The 26,265-nt window shown below is 72.5% G+C and carries 25 protein-coding genes, 2 tRNA genes and 1 pseudogene; 17 read left to right on the plus strand and 11 right to left on the minus strand.

The features are described 5' to 3' along the window. Positions 1 to 529: 529 nt before the first annotated feature. Positions 530 to 1,249 carry a hypothetical protein gene (locus ACRWND_RS04715; RefSeq protein ID WP_431946192.1) on the minus strand — a complete coding sequence of 240 codons (720 nt, stop codon included), beginning with the start codon at positions 1,247 to 1,249 and terminating at the stop codon, positions 530 to 532. Between ACRWND_RS04715 and ACRWND_RS04720 the strand changes: the two genes are divergently transcribed. Together ACRWND_RS04720 and ACRWND_RS04725 are read left to right on the plus strand one after the other, a co-directional pair. Continuing rightward, positions 1,175 to 1,531, plus strand: a complete 357-nt coding sequence (locus ACRWND_RS04720) for a LuxR C-terminal-related transcriptional regulator (RefSeq protein ID WP_431946250.1) — start codon at positions 1,175 to 1,177, stop codon at positions 1,529 to 1,531. The two genes, ACRWND_RS04715 and ACRWND_RS04720, sit on opposite strands and share 75 nt — an antisense overlap. Beyond that, a tRNA-Lys gene (locus ACRWND_RS04725) sits at positions 1,494 to 1,566 on the plus strand. The genes ACRWND_RS04720 and ACRWND_RS04725 overlap by 38 nt, the downstream gene beginning before the upstream one ends. 288 nt (positions 1,567 to 1,854) lie before the next feature. Here the strand turns inward: ACRWND_RS04725 and ACRWND_RS04730 are convergent. Continuing rightward, entirely contained in the window at positions 1,855 to 2,925 is a 1,071-nt protein-coding gene (locus ACRWND_RS04730) for a Gfo/Idh/MocA family oxidoreductase (protein ID WP_431946194.1), read from the minus strand. A 55-nt stretch (positions 2,926 to 2,980) separates the two neighbouring features. Here ACRWND_RS04730 and ACRWND_RS04735 point away from each other — a divergent pair, with 55 nt between their 5' ends. Together ACRWND_RS04735 and ACRWND_RS04740 are read left to right on the plus strand one after the other, a co-directional pair. After that, on the plus strand, positions 2,981 to 4,138 hold the full coding sequence (locus tag ACRWND_RS04735; protein WP_431946196.1) for an ROK family transcriptional regulator: 1,158 nt from the start codon (positions 2,981 to 2,983) through the stop codon (positions 4,136 to 4,138). A gap of 55 nt (positions 4,139 to 4,193) precedes the next feature. Beyond that, entirely contained in the window at positions 4,194 to 5,204 is a 1,011-nt protein-coding gene (locus ACRWND_RS04740) for a hypothetical protein (protein ID WP_431946198.1), read from the plus strand. A gap of 127 nt (positions 5,205 to 5,331) precedes the next feature. Here ACRWND_RS04740 and ACRWND_RS04745 read toward each other — a convergent pair whose 3' ends face one another. Beyond that, complete coding sequence (locus ACRWND_RS04745; protein WP_431946200.1) at positions 5,332 to 6,348, minus strand: MerR family transcriptional regulator; 1,017 nt, start codon at positions 6,346 to 6,348, stop codon at positions 5,332 to 5,334. A 281-nt stretch (positions 6,349 to 6,629) separates the two neighbouring features. Between ACRWND_RS04745 and ACRWND_RS04750 the strand changes: the two genes are divergently transcribed. Beyond that, complete coding sequence (locus ACRWND_RS04750) at positions 6,630 to 8,270, plus strand: carboxylesterase/lipase family protein (RefSeq protein WP_431946202.1); 1,641 nt, start codon at positions 6,630 to 6,632, stop codon at positions 8,268 to 8,270. 103 nt (positions 8,271 to 8,373) lie between these two features. Here ACRWND_RS04750 and ACRWND_RS04755 read toward each other — a convergent pair whose 3' ends face one another. Next, positions 8,374 to 9,153, minus strand: coding sequence for an HAD-IIA family hydrolase (locus tag ACRWND_RS04755; protein ID WP_431946204.1), 780 nt, complete (start codon positions 9,151 to 9,153; stop codon positions 8,374 to 8,376). Between the two features lie 190 nt (positions 9,154 to 9,343). Here ACRWND_RS04755 and ACRWND_RS04760 point away from each other — a divergent pair, with 190 nt between their 5' ends. Further along, on the plus strand, positions 9,344 to 10,267 hold the full coding sequence (locus ACRWND_RS04760; protein WP_431946206.1) for a hypothetical protein: 924 nt from the start codon (positions 9,344 to 9,346) through the stop codon (positions 10,265 to 10,267). 3 nt (positions 10,268 to 10,270) lie between these two features. Further along, positions 10,271 to 10,915: a class F sortase gene (locus ACRWND_RS04765; RefSeq protein ID WP_431946208.1), complete on the plus strand. Its 645-nt coding sequence runs from the start codon at positions 10,271 to 10,273 to the stop codon at positions 10,913 to 10,915. 26 nt (positions 10,916 to 10,941) lie between these two features. On the opposite strand, the gene bcp is transcribed toward ACRWND_RS04765, so the two are convergent. Then, on the minus strand, positions 10,942 to 11,409 hold the full coding sequence (gene bcp, locus ACRWND_RS04770; protein ID WP_431946210.1) for a thioredoxin-dependent thiol peroxidase: 468 nt from the start codon (positions 11,407 to 11,409) through the stop codon (positions 10,942 to 10,944). Positions 11,410 to 11,509: 100 nt separating this feature from the next. On the opposite strand from bcp, the gene ACRWND_RS04775 reads away from it, so the two are divergent. The 3 genes from ACRWND_RS04775 to ACRWND_RS04785 all read left to right on the plus strand — a co-directional run bounded on the left by ACRWND_RS04775 (position 11,510) and on the right by ACRWND_RS04785 (position 12,604). Then, positions 11,510 to 11,833, plus strand: a complete 324-nt coding sequence (locus tag ACRWND_RS04775) for a DUF3618 domain-containing protein (RefSeq protein ID WP_431946212.1) — start codon at positions 11,510 to 11,512, stop codon at positions 11,831 to 11,833. Between the two features lie 10 nt (positions 11,834 to 11,843). After that, positions 11,844 to 12,182, plus strand: a complete 339-nt coding sequence (locus ACRWND_RS04780) for a GroES family chaperonin (RefSeq protein WP_026251892.1) — start codon at positions 11,844 to 11,846, stop codon at positions 12,180 to 12,182. A 101-nt stretch (positions 12,183 to 12,283) separates the two neighbouring features. Next, positions 12,284 to 12,604, plus strand: coding sequence for a DMT family transporter (locus ACRWND_RS04785; RefSeq protein ID WP_431946214.1), 321 nt, complete (start codon positions 12,284 to 12,286; stop codon positions 12,602 to 12,604). A 114-nt stretch (positions 12,605 to 12,718) separates the two neighbouring features. Here the strand turns inward: ACRWND_RS04785 and ACRWND_RS04790 are convergent, their stop codons facing one another. Next, complete coding sequence (locus ACRWND_RS04790; protein WP_431946216.1) at positions 12,719 to 14,983, minus strand: transglycosylase domain-containing protein; 2,265 nt, start codon at positions 14,981 to 14,983, stop codon at positions 12,719 to 12,721. Between the two features lie 749 nt (positions 14,984 to 15,732). Further along, entirely contained in the window at positions 15,733 to 16,410 is a 678-nt protein-coding gene (locus ACRWND_RS04795; RefSeq protein WP_431946218.1) for a TetR family transcriptional regulator, read from the minus strand. An 80-nt stretch (positions 16,411 to 16,490) separates the two neighbouring features. Between ACRWND_RS04795 and ACRWND_RS04800 the strand changes: the two genes are divergently transcribed. Then, positions 16,491 to 17,357 carry an SDR family NAD(P)-dependent oxidoreductase gene (locus ACRWND_RS04800; protein ID WP_431946220.1) on the plus strand — a complete coding sequence of 289 codons (867 nt, stop codon included), beginning with the start codon at positions 16,491 to 16,493 and terminating at the stop codon, positions 17,355 to 17,357. Positions 17,358 to 17,397: 40 nt separating this feature from the next. Next, the gene (locus ACRWND_RS04805; RefSeq protein WP_431946222.1) at positions 17,398 to 18,144 is read left to right on the plus strand and encodes an SDR family NAD(P)-dependent oxidoreductase; all 747 of its coding nucleotides are present in this window, start codon (positions 17,398 to 17,400) and stop codon (positions 18,142 to 18,144) included. Between the two features lie 175 nt (positions 18,145 to 18,319). On the opposite strand, the gene ACRWND_RS04810 is transcribed toward ACRWND_RS04805, so the two are convergent. Both ACRWND_RS04810 and ACRWND_RS04815 read right to left on the minus strand, forming a co-directional pair. Next, positions 18,320 to 19,432, minus strand: a complete 1,113-nt coding sequence (locus ACRWND_RS04810) for an aminotransferase class V-fold PLP-dependent enzyme (protein ID WP_431946224.1) — start codon at positions 19,430 to 19,432, stop codon at positions 18,320 to 18,322. A gap of 25 nt (positions 19,433 to 19,457) precedes the next feature. Beyond that, positions 19,458 to 20,777, minus strand: coding sequence for an SGNH/GDSL hydrolase family protein (locus ACRWND_RS04815; protein ID WP_431946226.1), 1,320 nt, complete (start codon positions 20,775 to 20,777; stop codon positions 19,458 to 19,460). Between the two features lie 175 nt (positions 20,778 to 20,952). Between ACRWND_RS04815 and ACRWND_RS04820 the strand changes: the two genes are divergently transcribed. The 5 genes and pseudogenes from ACRWND_RS04820 to ACRWND_RS04840 all read left to right on the plus strand — a co-directional run bounded on the left by ACRWND_RS04820 (position 20,953) and on the right by ACRWND_RS04840 (position 25,138). Then, entirely contained in the window at positions 20,953 to 22,260 is a 1,308-nt protein-coding gene (locus ACRWND_RS04820; RefSeq protein ID WP_431946228.1) for a DUF445 domain-containing protein, read from the plus strand. 422 nt (positions 22,261 to 22,682) lie between these two features. Then, positions 22,683 to 23,540 (plus strand): fumarylacetoacetate hydrolase family protein, encoded by an 858-nt coding sequence (locus tag ACRWND_RS04825; RefSeq protein WP_431946230.1) that lies wholly within the window; start codon positions 22,683 to 22,685, stop codon positions 23,538 to 23,540. A 153-nt stretch (positions 23,541 to 23,693) separates the two neighbouring features. Beyond that, positions 23,694 to 24,338, plus strand: a pseudogene (locus ACRWND_RS04830) (HNH endonuclease signature motif containing protein). Further along, positions 24,335 to 25,003, plus strand: a complete 669-nt coding sequence (locus tag ACRWND_RS04835; protein ID WP_431946232.1) for an HNH endonuclease — start codon at positions 24,335 to 24,337, stop codon at positions 25,001 to 25,003. The pseudogene ACRWND_RS04830 and the gene ACRWND_RS04835 overlap by 4 nt, the downstream one beginning before the upstream one ends. Before the next feature lie 48 nt (positions 25,004 to 25,051). Continuing rightward, positions 25,052 to 25,138: transfer RNA gene (locus ACRWND_RS04840), tRNA-Leu, on the plus strand. A 47-nt stretch (positions 25,139 to 25,185) separates the two neighbouring features. On the opposite strand, the gene rdgB is transcribed toward ACRWND_RS04840, so the two are convergent. Together rdgB and ACRWND_RS04850 are read right to left on the minus strand one after the other, a co-directional pair. Next, positions 25,186 to 25,794, minus strand: coding sequence for an RdgB/HAM1 family non-canonical purine NTP pyrophosphatase (rdgB, locus tag ACRWND_RS04845; protein ID WP_431946234.1), 609 nt, complete (start codon positions 25,792 to 25,794; stop codon positions 25,186 to 25,188). 15 nt (positions 25,795 to 25,809) lie between these two features. Continuing rightward, the gene (locus tag ACRWND_RS04850) at positions 25,810 to 26,205 is read right to left on the minus strand and encodes a hypothetical protein (protein ID WP_431946236.1); all 396 of its coding nucleotides are present in this window, start codon (positions 26,203 to 26,205) and stop codon (positions 25,810 to 25,812) included. Between the last annotated feature and the right edge of the window lie 60 nt (positions 26,206 to 26,265).

Below are 26,265 nucleotides of genomic sequence, written 5' to 3' on the forward strand. Positions count from 1 at the left end.
GTCTTTGGGGGCCTGCCCACCGGGTTCACCAGGTAAGGTCGCTGGCAACCGCCCAGGTGAGGTCACCCGGCATGGGCTGAGCGGACGCTGTGGCCGCTCCGATCAGCCCCAATGAAATGGTGGCTACGACACCCACCACGGCACGAATGACGTTGCGGCGAATCGATGACATGGCAGACCTGTCCAGTAGGTTGAGCTGGGGTTTTACGGGACCGAGGGAGCTACTCCGATCTGGAGGAACCGTACGGCTGACTGAATTCTGTCGGATCACGAGCCGCTGGTCTGTAGTTTTCCCGTTCCGGATTCGGACATGGCCCTATGCGGACACATGGGACCGGATGACCCCCGAAGGGTCCATACGGCAGCCCTGCACCGTAACCTGATCGATGCCCGGGGGTGACGTGAAGCATTGGGGGTGCCTACAGTGACCGACGACGACCTCCTGCGCGCCAGAGCGCAGGAACTGTACGCCCTAGCTCTGGCGGACGCCGACTGGACGCCCGAGAGCGTCTGTTCACTCACCGGCTGGTCACGCGCCGAACTCGACGACGCCCTCCGCACCCTCGCGGCCCTCGGCCTCACCACCGCGTTCCCCTCCTCCCGTAGCGGCTGGTCGGTGCACTCCCCCGCGACGGCGATGGCCCAGCTCATCGAGGGCAGCCGGCGGCGCACCGAGGAACTGGTCAGGACGATCACGGACGCCCACGCGGCGCTCAGCCAGGTGGCCGGCGAATTTCAACCAGTGCACATGAGGCACTTGGCGGAGGCTCGGATCGAGGTCGCCGCCCAGCCCGCGCAGATCGCGGCGATCCTCGACGAGGGGGCCAGTACCGCCACGACCGAGATCCTCTCGATGCACCCCACTGTGCCGGGGGAGATCCCCCTGTTCAAGGCCGACGACCGCAACCGCGAACTCTTCAACCGCGGAGTCCGGCAACGTTCGATCTACCTCGCCACGGCAGCAGCCGTGCCGAATGTCCGGGCACACCTGAGGACTTACGCCAACGACGGCGGCGAGGTCCGGACGGCCGCGACGCTGCCCATGAAACTGATCATCGTCGACCACACGCTCGCCGTCGTGCCGGCCCTGGGCCTCGACGAGCGGGCCGGCGACGGGGCCGAGGGCTCCGCCATGGTCCTGCGGAGCCCCGCCATGGTGGCCGTGCTGCGGCAGATGTTCGAGCACTGCTGGGCGGCCGCCTCGGACCTGTTCACCGACGACGTCGGCGCCGCGCCCGTCGCGCGGCACCGGGAGGTCGTACGGCTGCTCGCCTCGGGCCTGACGGACGAGGCCATCGGCCGGAAGCTGGGCCTGTCCGACCGCACGGTGCGGCGGATAGTGGCCGAGCTGATGCAGCAGATAGGGGCCGACAGCCGGTTCCAGGCCGGAGTCAAGATGGTCCGCCTCGGCTGGCTGGACGATGATCCCGCGCTCCTCGAGGACGCGGTCCAGAGCACCTCCGCCGGTCAGGTAGGATCCTCTCTGTCGATGAGCGCCGCTAGCTCAACTGGCAGAGCAGCTGACTCTTAATCAGCGGGTTCGGGGTTCGAGTCCCTGGCGGCGCACAGCGAAAGGGCGTCCCTCCTCCAGGAGGGGCGCCCTCGTTCGTGTGTGCGGCAAGGGCGGCGTCCCGGTCGAGTCGGTGCGAAGATGGCCCGTAACGATGGTTGTGGGAGCTCTACGCGGGGCTCACGAGGAGGCCATGCGCGCGCACGATCCGCCGCCCGGCACGGGCAGGCGGGCCCGGCCGAGTCCGGGGGCAGGTCGATGAAGCGCACCGGCACCGCGCGACCGGCGCCGAGCAGGGGCCGGCCGGCTCGCGCCACCCCGGCTCGGGTGCAGGGCTCAGCGCGTCATGCCGTCGGCGTGAGCCGTACGGTCCGCCCCTCGCGGGCCGATGCGGCGGCGGCCTCGATGACGGTGAGCGCGGCGGCGGCCTCGCGGGCCGTGACCGGCGGGGCGGTGCCGTCGCGCAGGGCGGCGGCGACGGCGGCGTAGTACGCGGGGTAGTCGCCCGGCAGGGTCGGTACGGAGCGCAGGTCGCCGCCCGCCCCCAGCACGCCCCACTCGGCCTCCGGTTCCGCGCCCCACGCCTCGCCGGGCGCCGGGCGGGCGCCGTCGCGCAGGTCGGCCTCCTGCGGGTCCAGGCCGTGCTTGACGTATCCGGCGGCGCTGCCGAGCACCCGGAAGCGGGGGCCGAGCTGCGCGGTGGTGGCGCTCATCCACAGGTGCGAGCGGACGCCCCCGGCGTGGGTGATCGCCACAAAGGCGTCGTCGTCCACCTGCGCTCCCGGCCGGCGCGCGTCCAGCTCTCCGTACACCGAGACGGCCGGCCCGAAGAGGGTGAGCGCCTGGTCGACGAGGTGGCTGCCGAGGTCGTAGAGCAGACCGCCGACCTCGGCCGGGTCGCCGGACTCGCGCCAGCCGCCCTTGAGGCTGGGCCGCCACCGCTCGAAACGGGACTCGAAGCGCCACACCTCGCCCAGTTCACCGCGCTCCAGCAGGCCGCGCAGGGTGAGGAAGTCGTTGTCCCAGCGGCGGTTCTGGAAGACCGAGAGCAGCAGACCGCGCTCGTCGGCGAGGTCGGCGAGGGCGAGCGCCTCGGCCGCGGTGCCGGCGACCGGCTTGTCGACGACGACCGCGAGCCCGGCCTCCAGGGCGGCGGTCGCCAGCGGGACGTGGGTCCTGTTCGGCGAGGCCACGACGACCAGGTCCAGCTCGCCGGCGCGCTTCCACAGCTCGTCCGGCCGGTCGGCCAGGCGGACGTCCGGGTACTCGGCGCGGGCCTGCGCCTGGCGCTCCGGGTTGCCGGTGACGACGGTGTCCAGGACGAGGCCGTCGGTGGTGGCGATCAGCGGGGCGTGGAAGACCGAGCCGGCCAGACCGTAGCCGACCAGAGCGACGCGAAGAGGTGCGGAAGACATGCGCCCACTTAAGCAACGCTGTTGCCAAAGCGCAAGGGAGTCCGACAATGGAGAGGTGAACAGGGGAAACTCCGGGGCCAACCTGCCCGCGCTGCGCAGCCACAACACCGCCCTCGTGCTGGGCCTGCTGCGGACGGCGACGGCCGGTGGCGGAAGGGGCATCAGCCGTCTGGAGCTGGCCGAGCGCACCGGGCTCACCCCCCAGGCCGTCAGCAAGATCACCGCGCGGCTGCGTGCCGACGGGCTGGTCGACGAGGCCGGACGGGGCGCCCCCACCGGAGGCAAGCCGCGCACCCTGCTGCGGCTGGCGCGCCGCGCCCGGTTCGCCGCCGGAGTGCACCTGGACCGTGACGAACTGACCGTCGTGCTCACCGATTTGGCGGGCGGCGTGGTGGACGCCAGGACCGTCCCGCTGGATCTCGGCCGCCCGGCCGAGGAGGTACTGGAGGCGGTGGCCGGACTGGTCCGGACGGCTGTCGACGCGACGCCCGGCGCCAAGGGCGCTCTGCTGGGCGCCGGGCTCGCCTGCCCGGGCCCGCTCGACCACGCCGCGGGGGTGCTGCACCGCGTCACGGGCCTGCCGGGGTGGGACGGCTACCCGCTGCGCGACGCGCTGGCCGAACGCCTCGGGCTGCCGGTCGTGCTGGACAAGGACACCAACGCGGCGGCCCTCGCCGTGCTCCCGCCGGGCGCCGGAGGCGAAGCGACCGCGGGAGGCGCCGGCACGGGGGCGGTCCCGGGCGCCGGGGACTCCTTCGGCTACCTGCACCTGGGCACCGGCCTCGGCGCGGGCCTCGTCCTCGACGGCACCCTGCACCGCGGCGCCCGCACGGGCGCCGGGGAGTTCGGCCACCAGGCCGTCGCCCTGGACGGCCCGCCGTGCGCCTGCGGCAACCGGGGCTGCCTGGAGGCGCTGTGCCTGGCCGCCGTCGGCCGCGGAGAGACGGCGGAGGCCGCGCGGCTGCTCGGCGTGGGCGCGGCGAACCTGGTCTCCCTGCTGGACATCGACCGGGTGGTGCTCGGCGGCCGTACGGTGCTGGCCGACCCGGGGCTGTTCGTACGCGAGGTGGCCGCCGCCATGGACCCGCGCACGATGCGCGCGGCCGGCCGCACCGTACCGGTCACCGTCGCCCCGGCCGGGCGGCGCGCGGTGGCCGAGGGAGCGGCGCTGCTGGCGCTGGCCCCCCTCTTCGGCCAGACGGCGGTGCGTTGACCGCCCGTACGGGTGAGCGGCCGGCCGGCGCCGCGTCGCGCGGTGATATCAGCGGATGACCGTGAGAGCTTCGCTGTCCATGAGGTGGTGCAGCGCTCCGGCCGTCAGTCGTCTTGCCGTCACGGCGGCCGCGGCCCTGGCTGCGGTCCCCCCGGCCCCGGCAGCCGCGGAGCCCTTCCCGGTCACCGCCCGGCTGCTGGGCGGCCCCCCCGCCTACACGGCGGGAGCCGCGCCCCGGGAGTTGCGGGTGGAGCTGGAGAACACCTCGCACGATCCGCTGCGGGACGTCCACCCGGTCCTCGTCTTCGTCGACCGCGGGCGCGCGCTGGCGGCCGAGCAGATCCGGCTGGAGTACCGTGCGCCGGCACCCGTCGCCGGCGCCGGGAGCACACCGGACCGCGTATGGCGGCCGGTGGCCGTCGAGCACACGGACAACGACGAGAACATCGCCGTGGTGGGCGGCGAGGACGGGCCCGGCACCACGCTGCCTCCGGGGCGCAAGGTGGCGATCGCCCTGCGGCTGCGCTTCACGGCGGCCGCCTCCGCCGGACCGGTCACGGCGTCGGCCACGGTCATGGAGCGCCGCGGCCGGGACGGCGACTGGGTCGGGGAGTCCGCCGGCTACGACTTCGACGTCCTGCCGTCACCGGACGCCGCGGCCGGGCCCCGGCCTCCGGACCCGGGCCGCACCGGCGAGGAGCGACGGCCCGACGACGGAGACGGGGCCGGGGACGGGAATGACGGGGGCACGGGCACCGGCCCCGGCGAGAACCCGGGCACGGCCCCGGCACCGCGCCCCTCCGCAGGCACCGGGGCCGGCGCGAGGCCCGGACCCGGCGCCGGAGCGGGGCCGGAAGCGGGGCCGGAAGCGGGCCGGGGCGGCTCCCGTCCCGGAACGGGAGCCGCCCCGGGCGAGCGGGGCAAGGACGACGGGACCGGCCCCGGCACCCTCCCGGGCCTCGCCGCCACGGGCGACCAGCACCGGGCGCCCGCGCTGGTGCTCACGGGCGCCGGGGTGCTCATGGTGATGGGCGGGGCGGCCCTGAGGTTCAGCCGCCGGGGGTGAGGCGGGCACAACGGGGGCGGCCCCGTCTCGAGGCCGCCGCGCTCCCGTGCTCGACGTCCCGCAGACCCGCCTCCGGGAACACGAGCCGCCGAGCCGCGCCGGACCCCGGACCTCCCACGTGCCCCGTTCAGCGCCGTCTCCCCGGGCTCCCGCTCTTGGACGGGGCTCCCGCGGCGGTCGAGCCCGTCGGCACGGACGGCATGGAAGCCGTCGAAAGCGAAGGCGTCGAAGGTGTCGCGCCGGCGGTCGAGAGCGCCAGCCCGTCCGTCAGCCACTGGTGAGCCACCGTCATGTTCAGCACACGCCCGCCGGTGACCGTGCCGACCAGCGCCCAATAACGTTCCAGACGCGGGTCGAAGCCGGACGACCTCGACACCAGCTCATGCAGGTGCGCACGGAATGCGGGGGTGTCCGCCTCCCGGCGGGCCCTCGCGTGGGCGGACACGAAGGCGTCCACCGCATCCCCCGGGCCGGGTGGCAGACCCAGGGCCACAGCGGTGGCCGTCAGCGCGGCGGCCTCGTCGACCTCCTGGTAGAAGGCCGGGGCGTCCCTCATCTCCTCGGCGTGGTCCTGGGTCCAGCGGGTGAAACCCGGCGTGGAGATGAGCAGATGGAGCTCGGCATAGGCCAGGACCGTGGTCGCGTCGGGGTCCTGCGGCGGCTCGGGCGACAGCATCGCGACCATGATGTCGAGTCGGCGCCTGGGCATGGCCGCGGGCAGCTCGCGGTACCAGTGGTCGGTGAGGGTGCGCCGCGCCTGCGGAAGCCGCGGCACGCGGGAGAGGACCTCCAGGCGCCGCAGGCGTTCCTCGCCCGGGCAGTCGTCCAGGGACTCGAGGGTGGCCTGGCGCCAGCGCAGTTCGGTCAGCCGATCCTGCACCGTTTCCAGCTCGGCCGTCACGAACTCGCCCAGGGTGCGCTCGCCGGTGACCACCTGGGTGATGGCGGCGATCGGGGTGCCCAGCGCCCGTAAGCGCCGGATGAGATGGATCCGCTCCCACGCCTCGGGACCGTAGCGCCGATGACCACCCGCGCTGCGGCCGGCCACGGGCAGCAGACCGCTGTCGGAGTAGTAGCGGAGGGTCTTCACCGAGACCCCCGTGCCGGCCGCGAGCTCGCCGATGCTCCATGTGTCGTGCGTCACGGTCTCTTGAACCTCCAGCGCGCGGGAGCTCCTAGCGTAGTGAGCACTGACCGGGTCGGCCCGCACCGCTCCCCGACCAACTCGCGCCCCGTCACGGCCGAACCGGCCTCGTGCGGGCCCCACCGGTCCGTGCCGCTCGTGCGGCCCCGTCCGATCCCCTCCGACGAAGAACGGTGGGTACCTCCATGTCCTCGACCATGTCCCCAACGGCCCCGGCCACGTCCCCGACCACGTCTCCGGCCGCGCCGGCACCGCGGTCGAGCCCGGGAGCACTGCTCCGCGTGCTGTTCCTCCCCCTGCTCTGCGCGGCGGCGCTGATCGCGGCCACCGCCGTACCGGCGAACGGCGCACCATCCCGTTCCCCGGTCTCCGCGCGGCAGAGCGGTCCCGTCGTACGGACCGACCACGGCCTGGTCCGCGGAGTGTCGCACGGCTCGTACGCCACCTTCGACGGCGTTCCCTACGCCGCGCCGCCGACCGGACCGCTGCGCTGGCGTCCCCCGGCGCCCGTCGCCGCGTGGCACGGCGTCAGGGACGCGACGACGGCGGCTCAGCGCTGCGTGCAGATGCCGGAACCGGGTGCGGGCGCGGTTCTCGGGTCGGAGGACTGCCTGTATCTCAACGTCACGGCGCCCACGCGCAAGCCGGCGGGGCAGAAGCGCCCCGTGCTGGTGTGGCTGCACGGGGGCGCTTTCCTGGGCGGTTCCGGCGGTGACTACAGCGCCGCGGACCTCGCTGTCCGGGGTGACACGGTCGTCGTCACGGTCAACTACCGGCTGGGGATCTTCGGTTACTTCGGCCACCCCGGCCTGGGCGCCGCCCCTCCGTTCGGCCTGGCGGACCAGCAGGCCGCCCTGCGCTGGGTACGGGCGAACGCGGAGCACTTCGGCGGCGATCCGGGCAGGGTCACGCTGTTCGGTGAGTCCGCGGGCGCCCTCGGCATCTGCGCGCACCTCACCTCGCCGTCCGCTGCCGGGCTCTTCCAGCGGGCCGTGCTCCAGAGCGGTTCCTGCCTCATGTCCTTCCCCCGCGGCGCCCTCGGACCCGGAACGCCTGCGTACGAGCCGTTCGCCGCAGAGCGCGACGTCCAGGCGGCCGGCGCGGAAGCCGGCCGGCAACTGGGCTGCGCGATGGGCGGCGAGAAGGAGGAGCTGGCCTGCCTGCGCGGGCAGAGCACGGACCGTCTCGCCACCGCGCAGCTGATGCAGTCCTTCAACCGGCCCGCCTACGGCAACACGCTGCTGCCCGAGGCGCCGGAACAGGCGCTGGCGTCGGGACGCTTCCACCGCGTACCGGTCCTCCAGGGCACCAACCACGACGAGATGCGGATGTTCGTCGGCCTGTCGCTCGCCGCGTTCCCGATCCGGACCGAGAGCGACTACCGGGCCCGTCTGGTGGACGCCTTCGGGTCCGCGGCCCCGGCCGTCGAGGCGGCGTACCCGGCGGCGGACCACCCCACGCCCGCACTCGCCTGGGCCGCGGTGCTCACCGACCGGTCCCTGACCTGCACCACCCTGGCAGCCGGCCGGGCCATCGCCGCCCACGCCCCCCGCCTCCCCCTGTACGGCTACGAGTTCGACGACCCGAACGCCCCCGTCCTCTCCGGGCTGCCGGCGAACCCGGACTTCCCCTACGGTGCGGCGCACGGGTTCGAGATGCCGTTCCTGTTCTCCGCCTTCCCCACCGAGCGGCCGCTGACCGACACCCAGCGCGCCCTGGCGGACCGGATGGTCGGCTACTGGACCAGCTTCGCGCACACCGGCGACCCGAACACCCCCGGCGCCCCGCTTTGGCCGCTGCTCCGCGCTTCGTCACCTCACGCGCGGTCGGTGCAGTCGCTGGCTCCGGGGCCAGGGGGGATCCGGCCCGTCGACGCGTACACCGCGCACCACTGCTCGTTCTGGGACCGCCTGCCTCGGTGAGCCCCGCCAGATCCGTCGAAGCGGCGGGCCAACGGCACACCGACCCGCGGACGCGCGCACGTCCCCCGGCCCCCCCATCCGTCGGGGCCGGGGGCGGACCTCGTCAGACGAGGTCGACGAGGTCAGCGATGGAGTTCACGACGGTGGTCGGCCGGTAGGGGAAGCGGTCGACGTCGCCCGCCTCGGTCAGGCCGGTCAGCACCAGGAAGGTCTGCATCCCCGCCTCCAGGCCCGCCAGCACGTCGGTGTCCATGCGGTCGCCGATCATGGCGGAGGTCTCGGAGTGCGCGCCGATGGTGTTGAGGCCGGTGCGCATCATCAGCGGGTTCGGCTTCCCGACGAAGTAGGGGTCCTTCCCGGTCGCCTTCGTGATCAGAGCGGCCACCGAGCCGGTGGCCGGCAGCGCCCCCTCGGGCGAGGGCCCGGTGTTGTCGGGGTTCGTGGCGATGAACCGGGAGCCGGCGTTGATCAGGCGGATCGCCTTGGTCAGGGCCTCGAAGGAGTAGGTCCGGGTCTCGCCGAGGATCACGAAGTCCGGCTCGTGGTCGGTCAGCACATAGCCCGCGTCGTGCAGGGCGGTGGTGAGCCCCGCCTCGCCGATGGCGTACGCCGTCCCGCCGGGATGCTGGTCGTCCAGGAAGCGGGCGGTGGCCAGCGCCGAGGTCCAGATGTTCTCGGGCGGCACGTCCAGGCCGATGCGGCTGAGCCGGGCCGCCAGGTCGCGAGGGGTGTAGATCGAGTTGTTCGTCAGGACGAGGAACGGACGGCCCGAGTCACGCAGCCGCTTGATGAAGGCGTCGGCGCCGGGCACCGGGACGCCCTCGTGCATGAGGACGCCGTCCATGTCGGTGAGCCAGGATTCGATGGGCTTGCGTGCTGTCATGGCTGCGGACTCTAGTCCGGCCGGGTGACCTGTGCACAGGAGCGCCTTGTCCGCCCTGTTCCCCGAACCGGGCGATCTCCCGACCCGTCCGGAGCACCACCGCATGCGAGGGCCCGCGCGGGAAGGGACCTTCGGAGGACCGGGGCGACCGATCCGACGGCATGAGCCCGGGTGAGTGGAGGTAGTGATCATGGGCTCAGTCATGGGGGCCGCCCGCGTTCCCTTGTGCGCCGCCGCCGCGGCGACGTTGATCGCTCTCTGCGGCCCCGCCGCGCTGGCTGACGACGGCCGGGACGACTCCGGCGGCCCCACGCTCCGGTTCGGCGGCGGAGGCGGGGGCGACGAGGACGAGGACGGCGGCTCCCTCCTGCAGTTCGGCAGGAACAACAACGACGACGACAACGACGGCAACGATGACGATGACGAGCGAGAGGGGCGCGGTGACAGCGGCCGCGACGCCCCCGTACGGGACGACGACGATGACGACGGCCCGGACGGCGTGGGCGGAGTCGGAGGAGTCGGAGGAGTCGGCGGTGTTGGCGGCGTGGGCGGTGTTGGCGGCGTGGGCGGTGTTGGCGGCGTGGGCGGTGTTGGCGGCGTGGGCGGCACCGGCGGCGTGGGCGGCACCGGCGGTGTTGGCGGTGTGGGCGATGCCGGAGGGGTCGCAGGAGTCGGCGGCGTCGGCAGCGGCCCGGTGAGGATCACCCCCGGCACGGCCGGCCCCGGCGGCGACGTCGATGTCCGCACGGACCAGTGCGACCGGGCCAAGACCGGCACCGTCAGCTCCTCCGCGTTCGTCACCCCGGTCACGCTCGCCCCGGCGAGCGACGGCGGGATGTACGCCTCCGCGGTCGTCCGCTCCGGGCTGACCCCGGGCTCCTACCGGGTCTCCATCACCTGCGACGGAAAGTCCCACGAGGGCACGTTGGAGGTCACCGAGGCCGCCTCCGGCTTCCCCTCCGCGCCCGTCCCCGCGGGCGGCGGCGCCATGGCGGACCACCAGGCCGCCGCGGAGCAGCAGCCGGCGGGCGTGCCCGGCGTCGTGGCGGCCGGGGTGCTGGCCGTGGCGGGGGCAGCGGGACTGGTGACGCACCGACGCCGCACCCGGGACTGACCCGTGCAGGGACGTACCGTCGCGGCCCTCGCGGCCGCCGTGGTGCTCTGCGCGGCGTGGCTGAAGGGCTACGTCGACCCGGTCCTGCCGGGCTCCGAAGGGGGCCCCGCGCCCGCGGCGACCACGCAGGCCGGGTCCGTGGGGCGGCCCGCGCAGCTCTACGCCGCACACACGCCGCTCCCCCCGGCGCGGCCGCTGCGGATCGACATCCCCTCGGCCGGCATCCACGCCGACCTGGTGGAGCGCGGGCTCACCGCCGACGGCGCGGTGGACCCGCCGCCGTACAGCACGCCGGACGTGGCGGGCTGGTACGGGCGCGGTCCGGCTCCCGGCGACGCCGGGGCGGCACTGATCGTCGGTCATGTCGACACCCGCACCAAGGCGGCGGTCTTCTACGCCCTGAGCACGGTCACGCAGGGCGACCTGGTGGAGATCACCCGCTCGGACGGCTCCGTCGCCGAGTTCGCCGTCGAGGGAGTGGAGATCGTCGACAAGAAGGGCTTCCGGCCCGACCGGGTGTACGGCTCGGGGGTCCGCCCCGAGCTGCGGCTGATCACCTGCGGCGGCACCTTCGACGCCGCCACCCAGTCCTACTCGGCGAACGTCGTGGTGTACGCGGCGCTGACCGGCTCGCACACCCGGGCGTGACGACCCGGGCAGCGGGGCGGCGGAGGTCAGACCCCCAGATCGCGCAGGAGCTTGGCGACGTGTCCGGTGGCCTTGACGTTGTACCAGGCGTGCTCGACCTCGCCCTGCTCGTCGACGACGACGGTGGAACGGATCACGCCGGTCACCACCTTGCCGTACAGCTTCTTCTCGCCGAAGGCGCCGTACGCGGTCAGCACCGACTTGTCGGGGTCGGCGAGCAGGGTGACCTTCAGGGACTCCTTCTCGCGGAACCTGGCGAGCTTCTCCGGCTTGTCGGGCGAGATCCCGATGACGTCGTAACCGGCGTCGGCGAGGACGTCGAGGTTGTCGGTGAAGTCACAGGCCTGCTTGGTGCAGCCGGGCGTGAGGGCGGCCGGGTAGAAGTACACGATGACCTTGCGGCCGGCGCGTCCGGCGAGGGAGACCTCGTTGCCGTCGGCGTCGGGAAGGGTGAAGGCGGGGGCGGTGTCGCCGGGCTGGAGGCGCTCACTCATGGTGCAGTTCTCCGGTTCGGGGTGCCGACGGGCGTCGGCACGGACGGGCTGACAGACTGTCTGCACGGTACCGGTCGACAAGGACGAGGGAGGCGGAGCAGTGTCGGATGGCAGGAGCCCTGCACAGATCGAGGCGGACATCGCTCTCAGGCGGCAGGCGCTGGCCGCGACGCTGGACGAGATCGCGGTGCGGATGCACCCGAGCACGATCGCGGCGGACGCCAAGGCGAAGGTCGCCTCCGTGGTGGACCGCACCGCGGGCCGCGCGTATGTGGCGGTGAACCGCGGCGTGACCGAACTGCGGGGCCACTTCGTTTCACAGGACGGCGCGCCCCGCGTGGAGCGCATCGTGCCGGTCGGGGTGGCGGCGGTGGCGCTGGTCGCCGTGGTGGCCGGGCTCTCGCTGCGTCGGCGTCGCCGGTAACGTCATACCTGTGAGTTCGAATACGCATGACAAGCTTCCCATCCGCATGCTGCACGACCGCGTGCTGGTGCGCTCCGACGTCCCCGAGGGCGAACGGCGCTCCGGCGGCGGCATCCTGATCCCCGCCACGGCGGCCGTCGGCAAACGGCTCGCCTGGGCCGAGGTGGTGGCGGTGGGACAGAACGTACGGACCGTGGAGGTCGGCGACCGGGTGCTCTTCGACCCGGAGGACCGCGCCGAGGTCGAGGTGCGGGGCACCGCCTATGTGCTGATGCGGGAACGCGACCTGCACGCGGTGGCGGCGGAGCGGCTGCAGGGCTCGGAGGACTCCACCGGCCTGTACCTCTGATTTGCTATCGTCGGGCCCCACCCTGACGAGACGCGCCGTACCAGGGCCCATGCAAAGACGACGCACCCCCTGTCCCCCCAAGGATCTCGGAGGTGCCCGCCATGGCATGGGTCCTGTTGTGTGTCGCCGGCCTGCTCGAGGTCGCCTGGTCGATCGGCCTGAAGTACACCGACGGCTTCACCAGGCTGTGGCCCAGCGTCGGCACGGGACTGGCGATCGTGGCGAGCATGCTGCTGCTGTCGTACGCGGCCCGGACGCTGCCGATCGGCACCGCCTACGGAGTGTGGGTGGGGATCGGCGCGGCCGGTGCGGCCGTCCTCGGCATTCTGGTGCTGGACGAGCCCGCGACCGCCGCCCGGATCTTCTTCATCTGCCTGCTGCTGGTGTCCGTGGTCGGCCTGAAGGCCACCTCGGGGCCCTGAGGGGCGCGCCAGCGCCTGGCTCACCCCCCTCTGCCCTGGCCTGACGGCCTGGCCCGCCCGGACAGGAGCCGTACCGGGCGCCGCCGGGGACCTTCCCGGCGACGCCCGCCCCTGCTAGGGGAAGTCGTCCCCGCCGCCCGGACCGCCGTCCAGGCCGCCGATGGGCAGTCCGCCGCCGCCGTCGGTGCCGCCGTCGACACCACCGTCGGCACCGCCGTCGTCACCCGGACTGGCCGGGCCCTCGGGCTCGGTCGGCTCATGGCTGGTGGGCGGCTGCGGCGTACCGGGCGGCTCGGGGGACTCCGGCGGGGCCGTCGTGGTCGGCGGTGCCGTGGGCGTCTTGGACGGTGTGGCGGGCGCCTTCGGCGTGTTCGTGACCGGCGGGGCCTCCGCCCCGGGCTGCAGCCGCAGGGTGAAGTTCTTCGCGGGCTTCCCCTTCAGCGCGTCGGCCGTGTACTGGGCCCAGATCTGCGTGGGGTAGCCGCCGCCGTTGACGCGGGCCAGGCCCGTGGTGCCGTACAGCTTCTTCTGGGCGCCGGTCTGGGAGTCCTGGCCCATGACGGCGACGACGGTCGCCAGGTCCGGGGTGTAGCCGGCGAACCAGGCTGCCTTGTCCTCCTCCATGGTGCCGGTCTTGCCCGCCGCGGGCCGGCCCGCGGCCTGCGCCGCGGTGGCCGTGCCGCCCCGGACCACCGAGCGCAGGATGGAGGTCGTGGTGTCGGCGGCCTGGCGGTGGACGGCCTGCCTGGGCCTGCGCGTGGGCAGCGCCACCTCCTGGCCGTTCTTGGTGATCTTCACGACCATGGTGTACGGGACGTACCGGCCGTGGTTGGCGAGCGTCGCGTAGGCCTGCGCCATGTCCAGCGGGCTCGCCGTCATCGTGCCGAGCGCCATCGCCGGCGTGGTCACCAGCTTCACCTTCTCCGGCACGCCCAGCGCCCGCACCGTGTCGTTGACCTTGCCCGGGCCGACGTCCTGCGCCATCTGGGCGTAGACCGAGTTCACGGACTTGTCCATGGCACTGCTGACCGTGACCGCGCCATAGGACACGTCGTCCTCGTTCGCCGGGGCGTAGCCGGTGGGACCGTCCGGCCCGATGACCTCGCGCTTGTTACGGCCGTCGTAGACGGTGTACGGGGTGATGCGCCGGTCGTTCTGCGTGGTGGAGTCGTTCTGCACGGCGGAGGCGAAGATGAACGGCTTGAAGGTCGAGCCCACCTGGTAGTCGGAGCGGGTCGCGTTGTTCACGAACTGCTTGGTGTAGTCGACGCCGCCGTACATCGCGACGACCTTGCCGGTGGCCGGGTCGATGGACGCCCCGCCGACCCGCACGAACTTGTCGACCGGGTGCGCCTTCGGGTCGAGCTTGTCCAGCAGCTGCTCCTCGGCCGCGTCGACGAAGGCCTTCTCCTTCTTGCGGTCGATGGTGGTGGTGATGCGGTAACCGCCGGAGCGCAGGGTCTTCTCGTCCAGGATCCCCGACTCGTTCAGGTAGTCCTTGACGGCCTCGACCAGATAGCCCCGCTGCCCCGACATCCCGGTGGCGGCCTTGGCCTTGTGCGGTTCAGGGAACTTCAGGGTGGCGCGCTCGCGCTCGGTCAGCCAGCCCTCCTTGACCATCCCGTCCAGCACGTAGTCCCAGCGCGCCACCGCCTTGGCCTTGTTCTGCGGGTGGGCCACGATGTCGTACTCGCTGGGCGCGTTGAGCAGGGTCGCCAGGTACGCGCCCTCGGCGGCGTCCAGCTCGTCGGCGTCCTTGCCGAAGTAGGCCTGGGCGGCGGCCTGGATGCCGTAGGCGTTGCGGCCGTAGTAGCTGGTGTTGAGGTAGCCCTCGAGGATCTCCTCCTTGGACTTCTCGCGGTCCAGCTTGATCGCGATGAAGAACTCCTTGGCCTTGCGGACCGCCGTCTGCTCCTGGTTGAGGTAGTAGTTCTTGACGTACTGCTGGGTGATCGTCGAACCGGACTGCTTGCCCTTGCCGGTGACCGTGTTCCACGCCGCACGCAGCATCGCCTTCGGGCTGACCGCGGACTCGTGGTAGAAGTTGCGGTCCTCGGCGGCGAGGGTGGCGTGCTGCACGACCTCGGACACCTGGTTCAGGCTCACGTTCTCGCGGTTGACGGTGCCGTCGCGGGCCAGCTGGGTGCCGTCGGAGTACAGGAAGACGTTGCTCTGCGCGACCGCCCCCGCGTTCGCCTTGGGGATGTCGACCAGCTGGTAGCCGGCGATGAACGCCCCCGCGCACGCCAGCACGACCAACAGGAACGCGCCGACCGCCGCGCGCCAGCCCGGGATCAGCCGACGGGCGCCGGTGCGCTTCGGCTTCGTGCCGGGCGGCTGGTTCTCCGAGCCGCCGGGGGAAGCGTTGCTGCTACTCATGTCTGTACTGACTCCTCCGCGGCCGCCGAGGGTTGTGCCGCGGCGGAACATCTTGGGTCAATCGTGCCGTACGGCCCGCCGGACACTCTCCCAACATCAGGACAAACCGGGTCATCGATGTGCATCCGTGACAAGGCCGTGACAGGCCGAAAGGATGACAGCCATCACCCCGCCGGGCGAACACAGTGTGGCATCAGGTTGTCACGCGAGGTAAGGTCACGCGCCATCGCGCGCCGGCTGGGAGGCCCTCCCCGCCCCCTCGGTCCGGATCCGCGGCTTCGCGCGGGGCGCGAGCGGCCCGCACGGGCGCGCGCCTGCGGCAGCGGCGACCACCGGGCCGGCACCGTCAGTCGCCGCCTCCGGGCTCTCGCCCGCATACACCCACAGCGCCCTCCGGCACGAACGGCGCCGCCTTGGGGAGCAGTGACCGGCGCGCGCGGTTGACGTACCGCCGGACACGGCCCGGCGCGGCGCGCGAACGCCGCCCTTCGCGAAACGGGCTCCACCGCACCGGCCGTGGTCGACGCATGCGCCGACAGGCGGACGGAATCCGCACGCACCGTCGGCGTCACCCCGTGCCCGTGGCCCGCTCGACACGGCGCTCGGCACAGTGGTTCAGGTACAGAAGGTGACGGCCGGCGTAGACCCGCTCCATGTTCGGCAACCGGCCCTTGCTCCGCAGCCCGGCCAGAAACGGGCGTGCCTCCGCATGCATCTCGTACGTGCACGCGTCAGCCACCGCCCACGGTTCATGAGGCAGCGAGGTATCCGGTGATCAGCGTGGTGAGGATGTCGGTGAGGCGGGGCTCGACGTCCACCAGGGCATGAGTGAGGTCGGGGTCGGACGCGTAGAGGTGCCGCAGGGCGGGAGCGTGAGGGGCGGCGATCTGGTGGAGTGCGCCGGCCATGGTTGTGGCGGCGGTGATGGTGTTGCGGGCCTGTGCTTCCTCCAGGCCGAGGCAGGTGGCGAGGGCCCGTGAGGCCGCTGCGGACTGGGCGAGCGCGCTGAGTTTGAAGGTGCGGACGGTCTCCAGGGAGACGTTGCGTTCGAGGTTGAGGGGGGCGTGGGCGAGGAGGTCGCAGAACAGAGGCCGACTGACGAGGGAGCGAGTCAGGGCCTGGGCTGCGGCGGGGACGCGTTCTCGAGGGGCGTCGGCCGTCCGCCGGCCGACATCGTCGAGCTGCGCCTGCAGGGCGGCGACCCACTCGGTCCAACCTCGTGCGGTGAGGCGGAGGTAGATCTCTTCACGGGTTTCGAAGTAGCGGAGCATCGCGGACTTGTGCATGCCGACGGCGTCGGCGATGTCCGTGAGGGTGACGTCGCGGACGCCGCGCTCTCCCGCGAGTTGCGTCGCGGCGTCGAGGATCGCCTCTTCCCGCTTGCGTTTGGCTTCGGGGCTGCGTGCTCGCTGGAACTGGCTGGTCACAGCCCAAGCCTAACGCACTCGCGTTGCGATATTAGCGCAACGGGGTTGCCTTAATAGCGCAACCGTGTTTCACTAAAGCCATGACAGTTCAGACATGGTTCATCACCGGTTCTTCGCGCGGTTTCGGCCGCGCCCTCACCATCGCGGCGCTCGAAGCAGGCGACCAGGTCGTCGCCACGGCCCGGAAGCCCGAGCAGCTCGACGACCTCGCCACCGCATACGGCGACCGGCTTCTTCCCGTGGCCCTCGACGTGACGGACGCCGCCGCCGCGTCCGCCGCCCTCGACGCCGGCCGCGAGCGCTTCGGACGTATCGACGTGGTCGTCAACAACGCCGGCTACGCCAACATCGCCCCGGTCGAGACCGCCCCGGAAGAGGACTTCCGGCGCCAGTTCGAGACGAACTTCTTCGGCGTGTACAACGTCTCCAAGGCGGCGCTGCCGCTCCTCCGGGCCCAAGGCGGCGGCATCGTCATCCAGTTCTCCTCGGTGGGCGGCCGAGTCGGCGGCACCCCGGGCCTGGGGTCCTACCAGGCCGCGAAGTTCGCCGTCGACGGCCTGACCCGCACGCTGGCCACGGAGAGCGCCCCCTTCAACATCCGGTACCTGGTGGTCGAGCCCGCGGGCTTCGCCACCGACTGGGCCGGCGCGTCAATGGACGTCCACTCCATCCCCGAGTACTACCGGGGCACCGTCGGCGCCTTCGCCGAGCGGCTCCGCGGCAACGACGCCCCGGGCGACCCGGAGAGGGCGGCCGCGATTCTGGTGCGCGTCGCCAAGCGCGAGCACCTGCCCAGCCACCTGGTCCTCGGCGCCATCGGCGCACGCATGGCACTGGACTACTCCCGCACGCAGATCGCGGAGGCCGACGCCTGGCAGGCCGTCTCCGCCTCGGCCGACTTCGGGGCCCCCTACCCTGTCGACCTCCCCGCGGACACGGAGAAGTAGGCACGGCGCTGCGGAAGGAAACACCAGAAGGACAAAAGACATGATCCCCTTCCACGACAAGGTCGCCCTCGTCACCGGTGCCGGCACCGGTATGGGCGCGGCCACTGCCATCCTGCTGGCCGAGCGCGGTGCCAGGGTGACCCTGGTGGGCCGCCGTGAGGAGCCGCTGCGCGACGTCGAGGCCCAGATCACCGAGGCGGGGGGCGAAGCCCTCGTCCTACCCGCCGACGTCTCTGATGCCAGGGCTGTGCAGCACGTGGTCACCACCACGGTGGAGCGTTTCGGCTCCCTGCACTACGCCGTCAACAACGCCGGCATCAGCAGCGAGAACCATGATCTGCCCGACCTGCCCGAAGAGGCATGGGAGCGGACGCTCGCCATCAACCTGTCGTCGATCTACTACGGCATGAAGGCCGAACTGCCCGCCATCCACGCCTCCGGGGGCGGGGCGATCGTGAACGTCTCCAGCGTGTTCGCCGATCGTGGCCTGCCGCTGCGGGCAGCCTACTCGGCGTCCAAACACGGCATCCGCGGCATCACCCGCTCGGCCGCCCAGGACTGGGCCGCCCGCGGAGTACGTATCAACGAATTGCAGCCCGGGGTCATCGCCACCCCGATGCTCGACGCCGCGAACGAGGGGGAAGCGGAGGGCATCGCGGCCGCCATCGCAGCCCGGCGCGTGGGTGAGCCCAGGGAGATCGCCACCGCGGTCGCCTTCCTCCTGTCCGATGACGCCTCTTACATCACTGGCGCCCACCTCGCCGTCGACGGAGGCTTCCTCACCTGATTCACCTGCGCACCGACAGCCGACGATCTCCCGACCGCTGCGGTGCGTCCTCCGCCCAGAGCCCTCCATGCCGTTCCCGCCCGGCACGGAGGGCTCTGGCCCTCCAGCCCCGCCCGCACACGATGTGAGCCCGCACCGTCGCACGGGCCATACGGCGACGGGCGCCCCCGCGCGGTCAGCGCAACGAAGCCAGCGCCGCGCGCACCCGCTCCACCGCACCGGCCGTGGTCGACGCATGCGCCGACAGACGGACGGAATCCGCACGCACCGTCGGCGTCACCCCGTGCCCGTGCAGCACCTTCGCGACCTGCGCCGGATCCACCCCCGGCACCGCGAAGGACACGATCCCCGCCCGCCCCGCACGGGCCACCGGGGACAGCACCTCCCCGCCGGCCGAGCGGACCGCCTCGATCAGCCCGTCGACCCGGCGCCCGACGTGCGCCTCGATCGCGGCCACGCCGACCCCCTCGACCAACTCCAGAGCCACCGCGAACGCCGCCGCCGTCACCGGGCTCAGATTCGTGATGCTCCAGCGCAGCGCGTCCGGCGCGACCGGATGCTCGGCGTCGTCGAAGACGGCGACGTCCTCCACCCCCGTCCACCCCGTCAACGTGGGCTCCAGCCGCTCCAGGGCCCGGTCCGACAGGGCCGCGAAACCCGTCGCCCAGCTGGCCCGCAGCCACTTCTGGCCGCCCGCCACGACCACGTCCGCCGCCTGCCACGGCAGTTCGACGACACCGAACGCCTGCATCGCGTCCACCACCAGCAGCCGGTCCCCGATGACCTCGCGCAGCGCCGCCAGGTCGGCCCGATACCCGGTGCGGAAGTCGACGGCGCTGATCGACACCGCCACCACGTCGTCGGTCAGCGCGGCGCGCACCGCGTCCGGCGTCGGCGCGCCGTCCAGCCAGCGCGGCTCGGCACGCCCCAGAGCGGCCGCACGCCGCCACGGGTAGTGGTTGGAGGGGAAGTCGGCCGACGGCACCAGGACGGCGCCGCGGGGCACGCCGAAAGCCGCGTGGAAGAGCCCGGTGGAGGCGTTGGGCAGCAACGCCACGTGGTCGGTGTCCGTGCCCGCCAGCCGGCCCGCCGCGGCCCGGGCCCGCGGCTCGGCCCGCATCAGGTCGTTGACGGTCGTGTGGTCGGCCTCCGCCGACGCCGCCAGGGCGGCCGCCGTGGCGTCCAGCACGTCCCGCGAGGGCGGGCCGTAGCGGGCGAAGTCCAGATAGCCCTCGGGCTCGCCGAAGTGCTCGGCGTAGCCGGTCAACCCGCCCGTGTGGTCCGTCATGAGTGCGCCGTCCGTCCCGTACTCGTCACGCCTTGGCCGCCACGCCGCCCTTGAGCAGCGACAACTTCACAGTTTCCGCCATGCGCAGATAACCGGCGTCACTGGGGTGCAGGTGGTCGCCGGAGTCGTAGACCGGCAGCAGCGCGCCGGGACGCTCCGGGTCCCGCAGCGCCCGATCGAAATCGATCACCTCGTCGAACACCGTGCCCGCCCGGATCGCCGCGTTCACCTGCTGCCGCACCGCCTCGGCGCGCGCGTTGTAGTTGACGTGCCCCGCGCACGGGGTCAAGGTGGCGCCCAGCACCCGCAGCCCCCGCTCGTGGGCACGCGCCACGATCTCCCGCAGCCCGGCGACGATCTCCCGCGCGCCGGTGCGCTGCGGCGGCCGCAGCACGTCGTTGATGCCCAGCTCGACGACGAGCGTACGCACGCCGGCCTGGGAGAGCGCGTCCCGGTCCAGGCGGCTCAGGCCGCTCGGATTGCCGCCGTACTCGCCGTCCCGCAGCACCCGGTTGCCGCTGATCCCCTCATTGAGGACGCCGAGCCGCAGCGCGCGGTCGCCAGATCCGCGCAGCCGAGCTGCCAGGCGGTCCGGCCACCGGTGGTTCGCGCCCACCGTGGAGGTGATCCCGTCGGTGATCGAGTCGCCGAACAGCACCACCGACCCTGCCGCCTGCCGCGTGAAGACGTCCACCCCCGTCACGTAACGCCAGTACGGCGTCGGCGTGGTGTACGCGGCGCCGTCGCTGCGCGCGGTGCGCTCACCGAACGCCATGAACGAGGTCTGCTGCGCCCGCGGGTGGTACGTCACCGGGCCCGAGGCCTTCGGGGTGTACGTCGTGACCAGAAGATCCGCCGCCTGCGGAACGGCCAGCTGCACGGCATCGCTGACGACGGCGCCGCCCGCCGGGACGCGCACCGACGTCCGCCCGCCGAAGGTCAGCGACCGCATCGAGCCTGCCGCCGCGGACGGCGAACCGGGCGCCGCCGCCACAGCGACCGTCGCCCGCCCGACCAGCAGCGGCGCCCGGCCGAAGAGGTTGGAGAGGTGGACGCGCACAGAGGTGCCGCCGACGCTGGTGTGCACCACGTTGCGGATCGACCACCCCGGATAGCCGTCCGGCGCGTTCGGCTCCGGCCCGGCCGGGGCGCCCGACCAGGTGCCCACCCAGGAGCCCGACGCCGCCGGCGCGGCCTGGTGCGGGATGCCGACACGTCCGGCCGCCGACGGCGGACGCTCAAAGGTGCCGGAGCCGCCGCCGGTGGTGACGAAGATCACAGCAGAGACGCCCATGACCAGCGCGACGATTCCGGCGAGCAGTGCACAACCCGTCGATCTGGCCATGCGGTCGTTCACTCCTGCGCTCAAAGGGCGGGAAACCGGCACGATCCGCTGTCGCCATGGTCCCATGAAGGCGTCGGGCCCGCCCGTGTGCTTTGTCGGACGCCGGGAACCCGTCGTTCGTTCCACTCTCGGAGAGTGTGGTGTGGACGATACGCGGAAGGAGTGGATACGGCGGATGAAAACGGCACCGGTGACCGGATCGGGCGAAGACCCGATTCCGGCGTTCTCGTACAGCCCCGCCGACGAGGGCCGGCGGCGCGGCGTACGGCGCATGAAGGTGATCGCCACCGGCCTGCTGCTGGTGGCGACGGCCGTCTACGCGCTGGCCAGATGGGCCGAGTCGGCGGGCGCCGGACCCTGGTCCGGCTATGTCGCCGCCGCCGCCGAGGCGGGCATGGTCGGCGCGCTCGCCGACTGGTTCGCGGTGACCGCGCTCTTCCGCAGACCGCTCGGCCTGCCCATCCCCCACACCGCGATCATCCCCACGAAGAAGGACGCCCTCGGCCGCACCCTCGGCGACTTCGTCGGCGAGAACTTCCTGTCGCCCGCGGTCGTCCGCACTCGGCTGCGCAAGGTCGGCATCGCCCGGCGGCTCGGCGCCTGGCTGGAGGACCCCGACCACGCCGACCGCGTCACCGAACAGGGCGCGGCGGCGCTGCGCGGCGCCCTGACCGTGCTGCGCGACTCCGACGTCCAGGCCGTCGTCGCGGAGGCCATCACCCGCCGGGCCGACTCCCAGGAGATCGCCCCGGGCATGGGGAAGATGCTGGAGCGCGTCGTCGCCGACGGCGGGCACCGACGGGTGGTCGATCTGGTCTGCGTCCGGGCCCACGACTGGCTGATCGAGCACTCCGACTCGGTGATGCACGCCGTCCAGGGCGGCGCCCCCGGCTGGACCCCGCGCTTCGTGGACCGCCGCGTCGGCGAACGCGTCTACAAGGAACTCGTGCGCTTCACCGCCGAGATGCGGGACATGCCCGAACACCCCGCCCGCCAGTCGATCGACCGCTTCCTCGCCGACTTCGCCACCGAACTGCAGTCCGACCCGGACACCCGGGCCCGCGTCGAGAAGCTCAAGAAGGACCTCATCGCCCGCAACGAGGTCCAGGACCTCATCGAGTCCGCGTGGGGCTCGGTCCGCGCCATGATCGTCGCGGCCGCCGAGGACGAGCGCAGCGAACTGCGGCTGCGCGCCCGGGCCTCGCTGCTGTCGCTGGGCGCCCGGATGACGCAGGACCCCCGCCTGACCGCCAAGATCGACGGCTGGCTCGAGGACGCCGCCACCTACGTCGTCACCACCTACCGCGACGAGATCACCGCGCTGATCACGGACACCATCGCCGGCTGGGACCCCGAGCAGACCACCCGCAAGATCGAGGCCAACGTCGGACGCGACCTGCAGTTCATCCGTATCAACGGCACCGTCGTGGGCGCCCTCGCGGGCCTCGTGATCTACACCGTCTCCCGGCTCTTCGCCGGGTAGCCGGTGCAGGGGCGCGAGGCCCCGGCGACCCGGCGACCGCCGTACCGGGCTGGCAGGCCCCGCCGGCCGCGCCCAGCCCGCCGCGCAGGCCCCGGGCCGCGCGCCGGCGGGGCGCCGCACCGAAGAAGCCACCCCGACCCCGGAACCGTCCCGCCGCCGCTCGTCACGCGACGGCGACCCGCGAAGACGCCCACTCCGGCAGCCGACACACAGCCGATACATCGGACCACTCAACGGTCGCCGGCAACACTCCGCCACGCGCGCCCGAATGCACCATCTCCGCCACGAGCAAGGGGTTGCGGACGCCGCCCCCGCCGCTGGAGGATCAACCAAGACCTCCGATGACCGCCCCCATCGGGCATGACCACGGAGACGCCCCGCCGACACGACCACCCTCACCCCGACACCACCCGGAGAGTCCTGTGAAGCTACTGCGCATCGGCCCCGCCGGAGCCGAACGCCCGGCCCTGCTCGACCAGGACGGCACCCTGCGCGACCTGTCCGCCCTCACCCCCGACATCGACGGCCGCCTGCTCGCCGACGCGGACGCCCTCGCCCGCATCCGCACCGCGGCCGCCGACGGCACCCTCCCCGCCCTCGACGCGGCCGACCTGCGCGTCGGCCCGCCGCTCACCCGCATCGGCAAGATCGTCTGCGTCGGCCTCAACTACCACGACCACGCCCGCGAGACCGGCGCCGCGATCCCCGAGGAGCCCATCCTCTTCATGAAGGCCCCCGACACCGTCGTCGGCCCCGACGACACCGTCCTCGTCCCCCGCGGCAGCCTCAAGACGGACTGGGAGGTCGAACTCGCCGTCGTCATCGGCCGCGAACTGCGCTACGCCGCCGACGACGCGGAAGCCCTCGCCGCCGTGGCGGGCTACGCCGTCTCCCACGACGTGTCCGAACGCGCCTTCCAGATCGAGCGCGGCGGCCAGTGGGACAAGGGCAAGAACTGCGAGACCTTCAACCCCCTCGGCCCCTGGCTCGTCACGGCCGACGAGGTCCCCGACCCCCAGGCGCTCGGCCTGCGGCTGTGGGTCAACGGCGACCTCAAGCAGAACGGCACCACGGCCGAGATGATCTTCCCCGTCGCCGAAGTCGTCCGCTACGTCAGCCAGTTCATGACGCTCTACCCGGGCGACGTCATCAACACCGGCACCCCGGCGGGCGTGGCCCTCGGGCACCCCGAGCCCAAGCCGTACCTCCGGGCCGGCGACGTCGTGGAGCTCGAGATCGACGGCCTCGGCCACCAGCGCCAGGCCCTCAAGGACGCGTAGCCCCTCCCCCCACCGAAGGGCGCCCGGCGCAGCACCCCGGGCGCCCTTCGGCGCGTCCCCGGCCCTTCGCCGCATCCCGGACGGCGTAACCGTCGTACAAGTGCGTCGTTATTACGTGCGAAAGTGCAACACGTAATCGCATGGGGGAAATCTGTGCCTGTTAGCCCCTACACCCGTGAACGCCTGTCGGACGCCGTTGCAACGTCGCGCACGCTCACCGAGGCGATGACCAAGCTAGGGCTGGACCCGAAGAGCCCGACCAGGGGTTACCTGCGGGAGCGGATGAGACGTCTGCGCGTGGACACTTCGCACTTCGAACGGGAAGGCGGTCGCTGGACACGCGAATTGCTCGCCGAGGCGGTCGCCGTGTCGACCAACATGTACGAAGTGCTCGACCACCTGGGAGTGGACGCCGTCGGCGGCCAGCACACGCACATTAGCTGACGCATTCGCGGGTTCGGTATCGACACCTCGCATTTCGTCACCAAGGCGCGGGGCGGGGGTCGACGGTCGCCTGACGAACTCCTGGTCAGGCAGGAAGCCGTGACGGCCCGTCGCGTACACAGTGACCGGCTCAAGAGGGCGCTGCTGGCGAAGGGTGTCGCCGAGCGATGCGCGCTCTGCGGCACGGAGCCCGTGTGGTGTGGCCGGCCGCTGTCCCTGGAGGTCGACCACATCGACGGCAACTGGCGGGACAACCGCCTGTGCAATCTCCGTCTTCTGTGTCCGAACTGCCATGCCACGACCGACACGTATCGGGGGCGGGGCAAGCGGCGCTCCCGGAGCACCGCTCAATGAGCGCCGGGGCCCCGTACACCCGCGAACTGCTCGAAGAGGCGGCGGCGCGATGCCATTCCATGAAGGAGGTCGTGGCGTTCCTCAACAGAGTTCCCTATGACAAGCTGCATCGCTACCTGTACAAGCGGTTCAGCGATTACGGCATCGACATCTCCCACTTCCAGGGGCCCACTTACGGCGGCCGCAAACGCCCCCGCCCTACGCCCACGGAACTCCGCGAGGCCGTGGCGCTCTCCGTGTCCGTGGCCGAGACGCTCCGCCGGTTGGGCAGGCCTGACAACACACGCACCCGAGCGCTGTTCCGTGCCTGGTTGGCCGAGGACGGACTGGACACCGGGCACTTCCTCGGACAGGCCCACGGCAACAGGGACAACGACGCCAGGGGCAGGAAGCCCGCGGCCGCCATCCTCGTCGTACGAAACAAGGGCAACCGCACCAAAGCGGTGCTCCTGCGAAGGGCCCTCGCCGAGATCGGCGTCCCTTCCCGGTGCGCGCAGTGCGGCACCGGCGAGCACTGGCTCGGCAGACCGATGACTCTGGAAGTGGATCACATCAACGGCGACCCGCTGGATGACCGAGCGGAGAATCTGCGGCTTCTGTGTCCGAACTGCCACGCCGTCACCGACACCTGGTGCCGCGGGGGCAGACGCCCAGCCATCAGGTAAACCGCCTTCGATCCCGCAGCCGCCACCCGTTACCATGGGTGGCGGCTAGCGGCGGTGGCGCAATGGCGACGCAGCAGACTTAGGATCTGTGGCCCTTGACCGGGCTTGAGGGTTCGAATCCCTTCCGCCGCACCACTTGTGGCCTGCGAATCCAAGGACTGGGCGCGCAGGCCGCATATCTCTCACCCCAGCAGTTCCCGCACCACCGGCGCCAGCGCCCGGAAGGCCTGGCCGCGGTGGCTGATCGCGTTCTTCTCCTCCGCGGCGAGTTCGGCGCATGTCCGGGACTCGCCGAGCGGCTGGAGGATCGGGTCGTAGCCGAAGCCGTTCGCGCCGTGCGGCTCGAAGCGCAGCGTGCCGAGGAGGCGGCCCTCGACGACACGTTCGGTACCGTCCGGGAGGGCGAGCGCGGCGGCGCAGCGGAAGTGGGCGCCGCGGTGCGGGGTGTCGATGTCGGCGAGCTGGGCGAGGAGGAGTTCGAGGTTGGCGCGGTCGTCGCCGTGCTTGCCGGCCCAGCGGGCGGAGAAGATGCCGGGGGCACCGCCGAGGACGTCGACGCACAGGCCGGAGTCGTCGGCCACGGCGGGCAGGCCGGTGGCCTGGGCGAGGGCGTGGGCCTTGAGGAGGGCGTTCTCGGCGAAGGTGACGCCGGTCTCGGGGACGTCCGGGATGTCGGGGTAGGCGTCGGCGCCGACGAGCTCCACGCCGAGTCCGGCGTCGGCCAGGATGGCGTGGAGTTCGGCGACCTTGTGGGCGTTGCGGGTGGCGAGGACCAGGCGGGTGTGCGGCATGGTCCGATTATCCCGTCAGCCCGGGGTGCAGACCTTGGAGAGTTCGGATGCGGCGTCGGCGACGGGGGTGATGTCGGGGACGTTGCCGTTCTCGGCGGCCTTCTGTGCGTTCTCGACGGCCTTCTGGAGGTCGCTCACGGCGCTGTTGACGTCGGCGTTGCCGGTCTTGTCGGAGAGGTCGGCGAGGTCGGCGGCGATCTGGTCGAGGGCGTTGGCGGCGTCCTGCGGGCTGTCGCCGGCGTTGCTGACGGCGTCCTGCAGGTTCTGGACGTCGGCGGTGATCCGGGCTGCGACGTTGGCGCAGTCGAGGGCCTTGTCGACGGCGTCGACGGCGCTGCAGCCGATGAGGGCGGTGGCGCCGAGGGCGGCCGCGGTGGCGAACGCTGCGAGGCGGCGGGTGCGTGGGTGCATACCTTTACATACGCACCGCGCCGTCCTCGGGTTGCGTTCCGCAGACCTGTTCTTTGTCAG

This window comes from Actinacidiphila sp. bgisy167 (assembly GCF_965342175.1).
Taxonomy (GTDB): Bacteria; Actinomycetota; Actinomycetes; order Streptomycetales; family Streptomycetaceae; genus Actinacidiphila.